Below are 12025 nucleotides of genomic sequence, written 5' to 3'. Positions count from 1 at the left end.
TAGTCACGCGTCGCCGCGACGGCACACCGTCCGGCTGCACGCAGCGTCCGATGCATGCCCGCTCCTGATGCACCCATCATCCGCCGGAACATCGATATGCATGCCTTAGCAGATTTCGCCCGCATCGCGGGCGCGTTCGCCGGCGCACCATGCGCCGCCGCCTCACCTGCACCCTCGCGCTGCCATGCGCTGCGATCCAGGCCTGCGCGCCTGCCCGCTTTCCCGACCTGATGCACGGCACCGCACGTCCCGCCGACGTGCGCCGCGCAACACCTTGGCCCCGCGCGCCGCAGCGAACGGCCGTGCGTCAACGATCCGATACAACCGAGAGAGGCACCCCGATGAGCATGCGGCCCGACCCGACCTTTCACGCTTCGCCGGAACTTGCGATGCAGGCGCCGGCGGAAGAGTTTGCCTATACGTTGTTGCTGAGTCCCGATTTTTCCAGACCCGATGCGCTCGCCGTGATCGACGTGAAGCCCGGCTCCGCGACCTACGGAAAAATCGTCCACACGGTGACGATGCCGAACACCGGCGACGAGTTTCATCACTTCGGCTGGAATGCGTGTTCGTCGTCGCTGTCGCCGCTCACCGGCCACGCCTTTCTCGAGCGACGCTTCCTGATCATCCCCGGCCTGCGCTCGTCACGCATCTACGTGATCGATACCAGGCCGCATCCGACGCAGGCGCGCATCCACAAGATCATCGAGCCCGACGAGATCTTCGCGAAGACCGGCTATTCGCGGCCGCACACGGTCCACTGCGGCCCGGAGGGCATCTACGTGAGCACGCTCGGCGGCGCGGGCAAGGACGGCACCGACGGCGCGCCCGGCATCTTCATCATGGACTGCGAGACCTTCGACGTGCTCGGCCGCTGGGAAATCGATCGCGGCCCGCAGGACAAGCATTACGACTTCTGGTGGAACCTGCCGCGCGACTACATGGTGTCGAGCGAATGGGCGTTGCCGCCGCAATTCGAAAACGGCATCGTGCCGGAAGACCTGCTCGCGAACCGGTACGGCCACCGTCTGCATTTCTGGGACCTGCGCGCGCGGCGCAACGTGCAGACGATCGATCTCGGCGCGCACCACCAGATGGCGCTGGAAGTACGGCCCGCCCACGATCCGGTGCGCGAATACGGGTTCGTCGGCGTCGTGGTCGACACGACCAATCTGGAAGGGTCGATCTGGACCTGGTGGCGCGAAGACGGCAAGTTCCATGTGCGCAAGACCGCGACGATCCCGGCCGAACCGGCCGCCGCCGACGAGTTGCCGCCGCTGCTCAAGGGGTTCGGTGCGGTGCCGCCGCTCGTGACCGACATCGACCTGTCGCTCGACGACCGCTTCCTGTACGTGTCGTGCTGGGGCACCGGCGAGATGCGTCAGTACGACGTGTCGGATCCGCATCGGCCGGTGCTCGCGGGGTCGGTACGGATCGGCGGCATCGTGCGCCGGGCACCGCACACGAACGGCCGCACGTTCGCGGGCGGCCCGCAGATGGTGGAAATCAGCCGCGACGGCCGGCGCGTGTACTGGACCAACTCGCTGTACTCGACGTGGGACGACCAGTTCTACCCGGACGGCGTGCCGGCCGCGCAGGTGCTCGCGCATGCGGGGCCGGACGGCGGGCTCACGCTCGCCGACGACTACTGGGTCGAGTTCCCCGACGGCTATCGCGCGCACCAGATCCGGCTCGAAGGCGGCGACTGCTCGACCGACTCGTTCTGCTATCCGTCGGTCAAGCGTTGAACACGGGGTTCTCCGCGCCGCTCGCGCTGTGGGCGGCCGTGCTCGCGAGCGGCGTCTATCACGGGCTCAATCCGGCGATGGGCTGGCCGCTGGCCGTGTCGAACGCGCTGATGACGCGCCGCGGCGGCGCGCTCGTCGCGGCGCTCGGCTATCTCGCGCTCGGCCACGCGCTCGCGGTGTTCATGGTGATGCTGCCGTTCGGGCTGCTCGCCGCGCTGCTCGCTTGGCAGTCGGCGATCCGCATCGGCGCGAGCGCGCTCGTGATCGGCTTCGGCGCACTGTTGCTGATCCGCCGCCGCCACCCGCGGGCACTCGCGCGGATCGCGCCGGCGCGGCTCGGACTGTGGTCGTTCGCGGTCGCGATCGCGCACGGCGCCGGGCTGATGCTGGTGCCAATCTACCTCGGCCTCTGCGGGCTCGAAGGAGACGCCGGGGACGCCGGCCATCGCGCGGCCGCGACGCTCGTCGACGCGCATCTCGGCATGGCGCTCGTCGTCGCGGCCGTGCATGCGGCCGCGATGATCGCGACGGGCGGCATGCTGGCGTGGCTCGTCTATCGCTATCTTGGACTGAAATTCGTCGCAAGAAGCTGGTTCAACCTCGATGCCGTGTGGGCATCGAGCCTGATCGTGACGGGCGCGCTGTCGCTCGGGCTCGCGGCCGCACGGTAGCAAGGCGGCGCGGCGCCGTCGCAACAGCGCTATCTGCCGCGCGCAATAAAACGCGACGGAACAGGCGTTCGGGCGCAATTTGGGCGCCGTGCGGCAGTGTTCGCTACCTCACGCTCACGCCGCAATGCGCCGCCCGCACGGGCCCGGCGGCCCTGATTCCGCTAAAATCCGGGCATGCGCACCACTTCCCAATCGACCGCCCCGGCCTTGCCGCCTTTCGTCCGCCGCGCCCCCCGGATTCGCCGTGCGCCGCGCCCGCCCGTTTCGTCCCGGATGGCCGCCCGATGAACCACCCCACTCCGCCGGATTTCGACTCGGCAGCATTTCGCCAGGCGCTCGGCCAGTTCGCGACCGGCGTCACGGTCATCACGACGCGTGCGCCGTCCGGACAGCTGATCGGCATCACCGCGAGCTCGTTCAACTCGGTGTCGCTCGATCCGCCGCTCGTGCTGTGGAGCCTCGCGCACAAATCGGCGTCGACGCCGGTGTTTCGCAGCAACAGCCATTACGTGGTGAACGTGCTCGCGGCGTCGCAACTTGACCTGTGCAAGCGTTTCTCGACCTACAAGGGCGATCGTTTCGAAGGAATTGCGCACGCGGCCGGCAACTCGGGCATGCCGGTGCTCGACGGCGCGCTCGCGTGGTTCGAATGCCACAACCGCAGCCGCTACGACGAAGGCGACCACGTGATCTTCGTCGGCGAAGTGGAGCGCTGCGGCGTGCGGGCCGCGAGCGACGGCGCGCCGCCGCTCGTGTTCCACGGCGGCGGCTTCCACGGCCTCACACCGCTTTGATCGCCCCGGTGCGCGCCAGTCCGACCGGCGCGCCCGCCTCGTCCTTCAGCGTCTGCAGCACGATGTTCGAACGGATGTCCATCACGCCCGGCGCCTTGTAGAGCCGGTTCAGCACGAAATCCGAATAGTGCTTGAGGTTGTGCGCGAGCACGCGCAGCAGATAGTGGCTCTCGCCGGTCACGACGAACGCGCCGACCACCTCCGGCCACTCGCGCAGCGCTTCCGCGAAGCGCTCGTGCCACTGGTTTTCCTCGTTGCGCATCGATACCTGCACGAACGCCTCGAGCTCGAAGCCGAGCTTCTCGCGGCTCAGGCATGCGCGGTAGTGCTCGATCACGCCCTGCTCCTCGAGCAGGCGCATCCGGCGCAAACAGGCGGACGGCGACAGCGAGATCCGCTCCGCCAGATCGAGATTGCTGATTCTGCCCTCTTCCTGCAGGACTGCCAGAATCCGGCAGTCGGTGGCATCGAGCGTGATCGCATGCATTTTTGGTCCCCGTTTTCCCTCTGATTCGAATTATCTGCCAATCGGGCGGATTGTCCATGTTTATTTCGCAAGCACTTTCTGCGAGCGTCCACCTATCATTCGAAGCATCGATTCACCGATTCGCCATGCCATGGACACACTCTGGGACATTTCGCCGCCGATCAGCCCCGCCACCCCCGTGTGGCCGGGCGACACACCGGTTTCCGTCGAACGCGTGTGGCGGATGGAGGCCGGCTCGCCGGTCAACGTCGCCCGCCTGACGCTGTCGCCGCATACCGGCGCGCACTGCGACGCGCCGCTGCACTACGACGCGAACGGCGCGCCGATCGGCGCGGTGCCGCTCGACACCTACCTCGGCCCGTGCCGCGTGATCCACTGCATCGGTGCAACGCCGGTCGTGCAGCCGGCCGACGTCGAGGCCGCGCTCGACGGCGTGCCGCCGCGCGTGCTGCTGCGCACCTATGCGCGCGCCAGCGTCGAGCACTGGGACAGCGGCTTCTGCGCGGTCGCGCACGCGACCGTCGACCTGCTCGCCGCGCGCGGCGTGAAGCTGATCGGCATCGACACGCCGTCGCTCGACCCGCAGGAATCGAAGACCATGGATGCGCATCACCGCGTGCGTGCGCACCGGATGGCGATCCTCGAAGGGATCGTGCTCGACGACGTGCCGCCCGGCGACTACGAACTGATCGCGCTGCCGCTGAAGTTCGCGACGCTCGACGCGAGCCCGGTGCGCGCGGTGCTGCGGGCGCTGCCCGGCCGCTCCTCCTGATTACCCGAAACCTCTACCCGACATCATGATCAAGACTCATGAAGACGCGCTCGCCCTTGACCGCGACGACCCGCTCGCCGCGCTGCGTGACCAGTTCGCGCTGCCCGACGGCGTGATCTACCTCGACGGCAACTCGCTCGGCGCGCAACCGCGCGCATCGGCTGCCCGCGCGCAACAGGTGATCGGCGCCGAATGGGGCGAAGGCCTGATCCGCAGCTGGAACACCGCCGGCTGGTTTGCGCTGCCGCGCCGCCTCGGCGACAAGCTCGCGACGCTGATCGGCGGCGCGCCCGGCGAAACCGTCGTGACCGACACCATTTCGATCAACCTGTTCAAGCTGCTGTCGGCGATGCTGCGCCATCAGGCCGGGCGCGCGCCGGAGCGCCGCGTGATCGTGTCGGAGCGCTCCAACTTCCCGACCGACCTGTACATCGCGCAAGGGCTGATCGAGCAGCTCGGCGACGGCTACGAGCTGCGCCTGATCGACGATCCGGCAGACCTGCCCGCCGCGCTCGGCGCAGACACGGCCGTCGCGATGATCACGCACGTGAACTACCGCACCGGCTACATGCACGACATGCCGGCCGTCACGCAGATCGTGCACGACGCGGGCGCGCTGATGCTGTGGGATCTCGCGCACTCGGCCGGCGCGGTGCCGGTCGACCTGAACGGCGCGCGCGCGGACGGCGCGGTCGGCTGCACGTACAAGTACCTGAACGGCGGCCCCGGTTCGCCGGCGTTCGTATGGGTGCCGCAACGCCATCTCCCGCATTTCTCGCAGCCGCTGTCGGGCTGGTGGGGCCACCGCGCGCCGTTCGCGATGCAACCGGGCTTCGCGCCCGATCCGGGCATCGCGCGCTTCCTGTGCGGCACGCAGCCGATCGTGTCGATGTCGATGGTCGAATGCGGGCTCGACGTGTTCCTGCAGACCGACATGCAGACGATCCGCCGCAAGTCGCTCGCACTGACCGACGCGTTCATCGCGCTCGTGGAGGCCCGCTGCGCCGGCCTGTCGCTGAAGCTCGTCACACCGCGCGCGCATCACCAGCGCGGCTCGCAGGCGAGTTTCGAGCATCCGCACGGCTACGAGGTGATGCAGGCGCTGATCGCGCGCGGCGTGATCGGCGACTATCGCGAGCCGTATGTGCTGCGCTTCGGCTTCACGCCGCTCTATACGCGCTTCGCCGACGTGTGGGATGCGGTCGAGACGCTGCGCGACATTCTCGCCACCGACGCGTGGAAGGCACCCGAGTTCGCCGAGCGCGGCGCGGTGACCTGATCGGCGTCGCCCGGCGCGCGCAGGCCGCGCGCCGCGCCCCCCGTCATTCAATCCTGGAGAAAGCCGTGAATTCTGGTCATATGCAGCCACCCGGCGACGATGCGCCGGCGGGCTGCCCGTTCTCGGGCGCACGCGCCGCGCAATCGCCGCAGGCCGCTCAGGCCCACGAAACGCCGCACGTGCCCGGCGATGCCGCCGCGCAAGCCGGCTGGCACGACGCGCAGCTCGATTTTTCGAAGTCGATGAGCTACGGCGACTACCTGTCGCTGAATTCGATCCTCGATGCGCAGCATCCGCTGTCGCCCGATCACAACGAGATGCTGTTCATCATCCAGCATCAGACGAGCGAGCTGTGGATGAAGCTCGCGCTGTTCGAGCTGCGCGGTGCGCTCGATGCCGTGCGCGACGACGCGCTGCCGCCCGCGTTCAAGATGCTCGCGCGCGTGTCGCGCATTCTCGAGCAGCTCGTGCAGGCGTGGAACGTGCTGTCGACGATGACGCCGTCCGAGTATTCGGCGATGCGGCCGTATCTCGGCCAGTCGTCGGGCTTCCAGTCGTACCAGTATCGTCAGCTCGAATTCCTGCTCGGCAACAAGAACGTGCAGATGCTGCAGCCGCATGCGCACCGGCCCGACATCCTCGAACAGGTGCGTGCGACGCTCGAGGCGCCGTCGTTCTACGACGAAGTCGTGCGCTTGCTCGCACGCCGCGGCTTCGCGATCGCGCCCGGGCGGCTCGAGCGCGACTGGACGCAGCCGATGCGTCACGACGAAACGGTCGAGGCCGCATGGCTCGAGGTCTATCGTCATCCGCAGCAGCACTGGGAGCTGTACGAAATGGCCGAAGAGCTCGTCGATCTCGAGGATGCGTTCCGCCAGTGGCGCTTCCGTCACGTGACGACCGTCGAGCGCATCATCGGCTTCAAGCAAGGCACGGGCGGCACGAGCGGCGCGCCGTATCTGCGCAAGATGCTCGACGTCGTGCTGTTCCCCGAGCTCTGGCACGTTCGCACCACGCTGTAACGAACACGTGTCAGGCGCCCGCGCGTCACGACGACGTGCGGGCCAGCTCCTCCCCCTCTCGCGGCAATGCCCGCTCGCGCGTCAAGCGAGGAATGTGCCGCCGCATCGCGAGCAGCGCGACGCACACCACGCCCATCGCGGCGGCCAGCATCGCCAGGTACGCATTCGCGCCGCCCGTGGTGATCACGATCGCACCGGCGAACGCACTGAGGATCGCACCGAGCCGGCCGAACGCGAGCGCGCTCGCGGTGCCGGTCGCGCGCACCGCCGTCGGATAGATGTACGCGCAAAGCGCATACATCGTCGACTGCACTGCATTGACGAACAGTCCGTGCAGGCCGAGCCCGGCGATCAGCCAGCCCGTGTGACACCCCGCATCGACGCCCATCAGCCAGGCCGCGCTCGCCGCGCCGCCGATGCTGCACAGCGCAAGCGGCCAGCGCGAACCGGCATGCGCGATCGCCCACGCACACAGCAGCGCGCCGATCACGCCGCCGAGGTTGTACGCGGTGAGCCCCGCGCCCGCGACCGCTACGCTGAGCCCGCTCGCGGCCAGCATTGTCGGCAGCCAGCTGAATGCCGCGTACACCGCGAGCAGACACATGAAGAACGCACACCACAGCGCGATCGTATCGCGCGCCTGACCGCCGGCGAACAGCGCGCCGAAGCCGCCCCGCGCACCGGGCGCACGCGCCTCGCGCAAATCGGTGAAGACGGTGCCGGGCGCGACCGGCCGCTGCATGCGCGCGAGCAGCGCGCCGAGTTCCGGCCAGCGCGCGGGGCGGCGCGCCAGATAGCGCGGCGATTCGGGCAGCGCGCGCACGAGCACGAAGCCGAGCACGAGCGGCAACGCACCACCCGCGAAGAACAGCCCGCGCCAGCCGTAGCGCGGCAGCACCTCGTGCGCGAACAAGCCGGCCAGCATGCCGCCGAGCGGCACGCACACGATCGTCGCCGTGACCATCATCGTGCGGCGCCGCGCGGGCGTGTATTCGGCCGTCATCGTCGTAGCCGTCGGCAGCGCGCCGCCGATCCCGAGCCCCGCGCAGAAGCGCAGCATCGCGATCGCGGCGACGTTCGGCGCGAAACCGATCGCGCAAGTCGCGACGCCGAACAGGAACACGCTGCCGATCACGGCCTGGCGGCGGCCGAAGCGGTCCGCGACGAGCCCTGCGCACGCGCTGCCGATGCCCATTCCGATCAGCCCGGCCGCCACCGCGGGCGCGAATGCACCGCGCGTGATTCCCCATTCGCGGATCAGCACAGGAATCGCGAAACCGATCAACTGGCCGTCGAAACCGTCGAGCACGATCGCGAGCGCGGCGAGCAGCACCACGCAGCGCTGCATCGTCGTGAACGGCCCGTCGTCGAGTGTCGCCCCGATGTCGACCGACGGCGGCGGCAATCCGTCGCGCGTGCTCATGCGGCCTCCCGTGTGCCACGCGGCGGCGGCGATGTGCGCGAACGGCGCGCGGCAAGACAACGGCATTCGATGACTTTCATGGCGTCTCCAGTTGCCCGGGCTGGCGCGCAGGCGCGTGCCCGAATCTCGTGCTGCGCGGCCGGCGTCGATGCGCCGGCTCATTCAGCTTTCCTGTCCAGTCAGTCCGCCCGCGTGCGGCGCATCCCTGCTGCCGCGCGCCGCGAACCTGCGATCGGCCCGATGCTCAGTCGATCCGCGCGTCGATCAGCCTGACCAGCGCGAGCAGCGTGTCGGTATGCGGAACCGCGACGCCCGTCTCGCGCGCGGCCGCGACGACCCTGCCGCTGATCGCGTCGATCTCCGTGCGGCGGCCCGCGAGCACGTCCTGCAGCATCGACGGACGATGGCCGTGGTGTGCGTGAATCGCATGCTCGACGTTGTGGGCGATGCTTTCTCCGTCGACGTCGATCCCTTTCGCGCGAGCGACGGCGGCCGTCTCCGCCGCGATCGCGAGCGCGAGCCGCGGCCCGTCGGGTACGCTGGCGAGCTGGTCGACCGTGCAGCCCGTCGCCGCGCACAGCGTGTTGAGCGCCGCGTTGAACGCGACCTTCTCCCAGATCGCGGCCCACACGTCGGCGTCGAGCGAGCATGCGAGTCCCGCATCCGACAGCGCGGCGGCCACCGTCGCCGCGAACGGGCGCGCCGTACCGTCGGCCGTCATCATGCGGATCGTGCCGGCGCCATGCGAACGCACATGCCCGGGGCCGGCGACGTCGGCCGGCCACGTCGTGACGCCGACCAGAATGCGTTCGAGCGGCACGAACGCGTTCAGCGTTTCGACGTTGCCGAGCCCGTTCTGCAGCGTCAGCACGGACGTGTGCGGGCCCAGCAATGCGCGCACGCCGTCGAGCGCCGCGCGCGTATGCGTCGATTTGGTGAAAACGATCAGCAGATCGAACGGCGTGTCGGGCGATGCAATCGCCGCCGCATGCGCCGCTTCAGGTCGCACGGCATGCAGCGTGCGGACGCGGCGTGCGCCGCGATCGTCGTCGATGCGCAAACCGTCGCGACGAATCGCGTCGAGATGCGCGTCGTTCACATCGATCAACGTGACGGCCTCACCCCGCTCGGCCAGCAAGCCGCCGAACAGCGAGCCCATCGCACCCGCGCCGAGAATCGCAATCCTCATCGTCGGCAGCCTCTCAGAACGGATAGTGACGCGGCGCGGTCTGCACGGTGATCCAGCGCAGGTCCGTGAACGCGGCGATGCCGGCCTTGCCGCCGAAATGGCCGAAGCCGCTGTCCTTCACGCCGCCGAACGGCATCTGCGCCTCGTCGTGCACGGTCGGGCCGTTCACGTGGCAGATGCCCGATTCGATGCGTGCCGCGACGCGCATCGCACGCGCGACATCGCGGCTGAACACGGCCGACGCCAGCCCGAACGCGTTGTCGTTCGCGCAGCGGATCGCGGCCTCTTCGCCGTCGACGCGCACGATGCCCTTCACCGGCCCGAACGACTCCTCCGCGTAGATCCGCATCGCGGGCGTCACGCGATCGACGAGCGTCGCCGGGAACAGCGTGCTGTCGGACTTGCCGCCGCACGCGAGCGTCGCGCCGTGCGCGAGCGCATCGTCGATCAGCGCATTGCAGCGCTCGACGGCCTTCATGTCGATCAGCGAGCCGAGCACGACGGGTCCGTGGCGCGGATCGCCGAGCGGCAGCGATGCGGCCTTGTCGGCGAGCTTCGCGACGAACGCATCGGCAATCGATGCATCGACGACGAGCCGTTCGGTCGACATGCAGATCTGCCCGGAATTCGCGAACGCGCCGAAGGCGGCCGCAGCCACCGCCGCGTCGAGATCGGCATCGTCGAGCACGACGAACGGCGCCTTGCCGCCGAGCTCGAGCACCGACGGTTTCAGATGGCGCGCACACGCTTCGGCCACGATCCGGCCGACCCGCGTCGACCCGGTGAAGTTCACGCGGCGCACGGCCGGATGTGCGATCAATGCGTCGACGACGGCACCCGCATCGTCGGGCGCGTTCGTCACGAAGTTCACGACACCCGGCGGCAAGCCGGCCTCCTGCAGCGCCTCGACGATCAGCCCGTGCGTGACCGGACACAGTTCCGAGCCCTTCAGCACGACCGTGTTGCCGCATGCGAGCGGCAGCGCGAGCGCACGCGTCGCGAGGATCACCGGCGCATTCCACGGCGCGATGCCGAGCACGACGCCGGCCGGCTGCCGCACGCCCATCGCGAGCGAGCCGGGCACGTCGGACGGAATCAGCTCGCCGCCGATCTGCGTGGTCAGCGACGCGGCCTCGACGAGCCCGCTCGCGGCAAGGTGCACGTTGAAGCCGGCCCACAGCGCCGACGCGCCGGTTTCGGCCGCCATCGCGGCGACGAACTGGTCGTGCTTCGCTTCGAGTGCGGCGGCGGCCTTGAGCAGCAGCGCGCGGCGCGCGCCGGGGCCGAGGGCCGCCCAGTCGGGAAACGCGTGAGCCGCTGCGTCGGCCGCCGCGCGTGCATCGTCGATCGTGCACGCGGGTGCGGTCGACGCAATTTCGCCGTCGAGCGGGTTGCGGCGCACGACCGTCGCGCCGCTGGACGAATCGCGGCGTACGCCGCCGATCAGCATCGATACGGTTTGCATGGAGTCTCCGAAACGACGCGCGCTGCGCGTCAGGCCACTTCGATTTCGACGACGACGGGCGCGGTGGCGCGCAGCGCGTCGGTCAACGTGTCGTGCAGGCGCGCGGCATCGGCCACGCGAATGCCGTGGCAGCCCATCCCCTGCGCCAGCGCGACGAAATTCAGGTCGGGCAGATCGGTGCCCTGCACCGGATCGTCGGGGCTGAAGCCGAACACCGGCGCGAAATCCTGCAGCGCCGCATAGCGACGATTGTTCAGGATCACGAACGTGATCGGCAACTTCAGCTGTGCGGCGCTCCACAACGCCTGGATCGAATACAGGCTCGACCCGTCGCCGATCAGCGCGATCACGCGCTGCCCCGGCTGCGCGAGCGCGACGCCGACCGCGGCCGGCATCCCGTAGCCGAGCCCGCCGCTGTCCATCGTGTAGAACGTGCCGCTGCGCGTGAACGGCAGATGCGCCTGCATCACGGGCCGCGCGCTCGGCGCTTCCTCGACGACGATGTCGTGTGCGTTGCGTACGTCGGCGAGCGTCTGCAGCGCGAACGCCACCGACATCCGTTCGCCGGCGGGCGGCACGGCGACGCGCGGGCGCGCCGGACTCGGCGCCGGCATCGGCCGCTCGGGCGGCGCCGGTCGCGCCAGCAGGTCGCGCGCCGCAAGCCGCAGGTTGCCGACCACCGCGTCGCCCGACGGCGTCCAAGCGGCGATGCCGGGATCGTCGACGAGTTGCACGAGCGCGGCGCCCGGCGGCACGTGCGGGCCGAACCCTTCGATGTGATAGGTGAACGCGGGCGCGCCGAATGCGAACACCAGGTCGTGCCCGTCGAGCCGCGCGACGATCTTCTCGCGGATCGCGGGCAGGAAGCCGGCGAACAGCGGATGGTCCTCGGGAAAGCTGCAGCGTCCCGACATCGGCGCGACGTACACGCGCGCACGGTGCCGCTCGGCGAGCCGCACGACGTCGTCCCACGCGCCGGCGCGATCGACGGCCGCGCCGACCACCAGCGCGGGACGCCGCGCGGCATCGAGCGCGTCGCCGAGCCGCGCGAGCGCCTCCGGCTCGGGCCGCACGACGCTGCCCACGTCACGGCGCGGCAGCCGTTCGGCGGCCTGGTCCCAGCCGTCGACCGGACCCCACACCCACCCCCGCCCGCGCCGCCCCCCCATCGCCAT

Annotated in this window: 11 protein-coding genes; 6 read left to right on the top strand and 5 right to left on the bottom strand. The window is 69.7% G+C overall.

What is annotated here, in order from left to right:
• Positions 1-341 precede the first annotated feature (341 nt).
• The 3 genes from J7024_RS34635 to J7024_RS34625 all read left to right on the top strand — a co-directional run bounded on the left by J7024_RS34635 (position 342) and on the right by J7024_RS34625 (position 3213).
• Complete coding sequence (locus tag J7024_RS34635) at positions 342-1748, top strand: selenium-binding protein SBP56-related protein (RefSeq protein WP_124827444.1); 1407 nt, start codon at positions 342-344, stop codon at positions 1746-1748.
• Positions 1745-2419, top strand: a complete 675-nt coding sequence (locus J7024_RS34630; RefSeq protein WP_124827446.1) for a hypothetical protein — start codon at positions 1745-1747, stop codon at positions 2417-2419. Before J7024_RS34635 ends, J7024_RS34630 begins: the two co-directional genes overlap by 4 nt.
• A gap of 284 nt (positions 2420-2703) precedes the next feature.
• Positions 2704-3213: a flavin reductase family protein gene (locus tag J7024_RS34625; RefSeq protein ID WP_124827448.1), complete on the top strand. Its 510-nt coding sequence runs from the start codon at positions 2704-2706 to the stop codon at positions 3211-3213.
• Here J7024_RS34625 and J7024_RS34620 read toward each other — a convergent pair.
• Entirely contained in the window at positions 3200-3700 is a 501-nt protein-coding gene (locus J7024_RS34620) for an Lrp/AsnC family transcriptional regulator (RefSeq protein ID WP_006477992.1), read from the bottom strand. The two genes, J7024_RS34625 and J7024_RS34620, sit on opposite strands and share 14 nt — an antisense overlap.
• Positions 3701-3830: 130 nt before the next feature.
• Between J7024_RS34620 and kynB the strand changes: the two genes are divergently transcribed.
• From kynB to kynA, 3 genes are all read left to right on the top strand, one after another.
• Positions 3831-4472, top strand: coding sequence for an arylformamidase (gene kynB / locus J7024_RS34615; protein WP_199568503.1), 642 nt, complete (start codon positions 3831-3833; stop codon positions 4470-4472).
• A gap of 25 nt (positions 4473-4497) precedes the next feature.
• The gene (gene kynU / locus J7024_RS34610; RefSeq protein WP_268838734.1) at positions 4498-5751 is read left to right on the top strand and encodes a kynureninase; all 1254 of its coding nucleotides are present in this window, start codon (positions 4498-4500) and stop codon (positions 5749-5751) included.
• Between the two features lie 80 nt (positions 5752-5831).
• The gene (gene kynA, locus J7024_RS34605; RefSeq protein ID WP_124827545.1) at positions 5832-6773 is read left to right on the top strand and encodes a tryptophan 2,3-dioxygenase; all 942 of its coding nucleotides are present in this window, start codon (positions 5832-5834) and stop codon (positions 6771-6773) included.
• Positions 6774-6798: 25 nt separating this feature from the next.
• Here kynA and J7024_RS34600 read toward each other — a convergent pair whose 3' ends face one another.
• The 4 genes from J7024_RS34600 to mdlC all read right to left on the bottom strand — a co-directional run.
• Positions 6799-8196: an MFS transporter gene (locus J7024_RS34600; RefSeq protein ID WP_234745896.1), complete on the bottom strand. Its 1398-nt coding sequence runs from the start codon at positions 8194-8196 to the stop codon at positions 6799-6801.
• Positions 8197-8440: 244 nt separating this feature from the next.
• Positions 8441-9385 (bottom strand): ketopantoate reductase family protein, encoded by a 945-nt coding sequence (locus tag J7024_RS34595; protein ID WP_124827454.1) that lies wholly within the window; start codon positions 9383-9385, stop codon positions 8441-8443.
• A 13-nt stretch (positions 9386-9398) separates the two neighbouring features.
• Positions 9399-10850 (bottom strand): aldehyde dehydrogenase, encoded by a 1452-nt coding sequence (locus tag J7024_RS34590; RefSeq protein WP_175770108.1) that lies wholly within the window; start codon positions 10848-10850, stop codon positions 9399-9401.
• 29 nt (positions 10851-10879) lie between these two features.
• Positions 10880-12025, bottom strand: a 1146-nt coding sequence (mdlC, locus tag J7024_RS34585; protein ID WP_234745895.1) for a benzoylformate decarboxylase, incomplete at its 5' end; no start/stop codon positions are given.

The organism is Burkholderia sp. WTPI3, from assembly GCF_021483755.1.
Lineage (GTDB): Bacteria > Pseudomonadota > Gammaproteobacteria > Burkholderiales > Burkholderiaceae > Burkholderia.
The sequence above is the reverse complement of the archived record's forward strand: the minus strand, read 5'-3'. Positions and strand labels throughout refer to the sequence as shown.

Excerpts from the sequence above, each read along its gene's own strand:
- J7024_RS34600 (WP_234745896.1), bottom strand. The coding sequence starts at position 8,196 with ATGAGCACGCGCGACGGATTGCCGCCGCCGTCGGTCGACATCGGGGCG.
- kynU (WP_268838734.1), top strand. The coding sequence starts at position 4,498 with ATGATCAAGACTCATGAAGACGCGCTCGCCCTTGACCGCGACGACCCG.
- kynA (WP_124827545.1), top strand. The coding sequence starts at position 5,832 with ATGCAGCCACCCGGCGACGATGCGCCGGCGGGCTGCCCGTTCTCGGGC.
- J7024_RS34595 (WP_124827454.1), bottom strand. The coding sequence starts at position 9,385 with ATGAGGATTGCGATTCTCGGCGCGGGTGCGATGGGCTCGCTGTTCGGC.
- J7024_RS34620 (WP_006477992.1), bottom strand. The coding sequence starts at position 3,700 with ATGCATGCGATCACGCTCGATGCCACCGACTGCCGGATTCTGGCAGTC.
- J7024_RS34625 (WP_124827448.1), top strand. The coding sequence starts at position 2,704 with ATGAACCACCCCACTCCGCCGGATTTCGACTCGGCAGCATTTCGCCAG.
- J7024_RS34635 (WP_124827444.1), top strand. The coding sequence starts at position 342 with ATGAGCATGCGGCCCGACCCGACCTTTCACGCTTCGCCGGAACTTGCG.
- J7024_RS34590 (WP_175770108.1), bottom strand. The coding sequence starts at position 10,850 with ATGCAAACCGTATCGATGCTGATCGGCGGCGTACGCCGCGATTCGTCC.
- kynB (WP_199568503.1), top strand. The coding sequence starts at position 3,831 with ATGGACACACTCTGGGACATTTCGCCGCCGATCAGCCCCGCCACCCCC.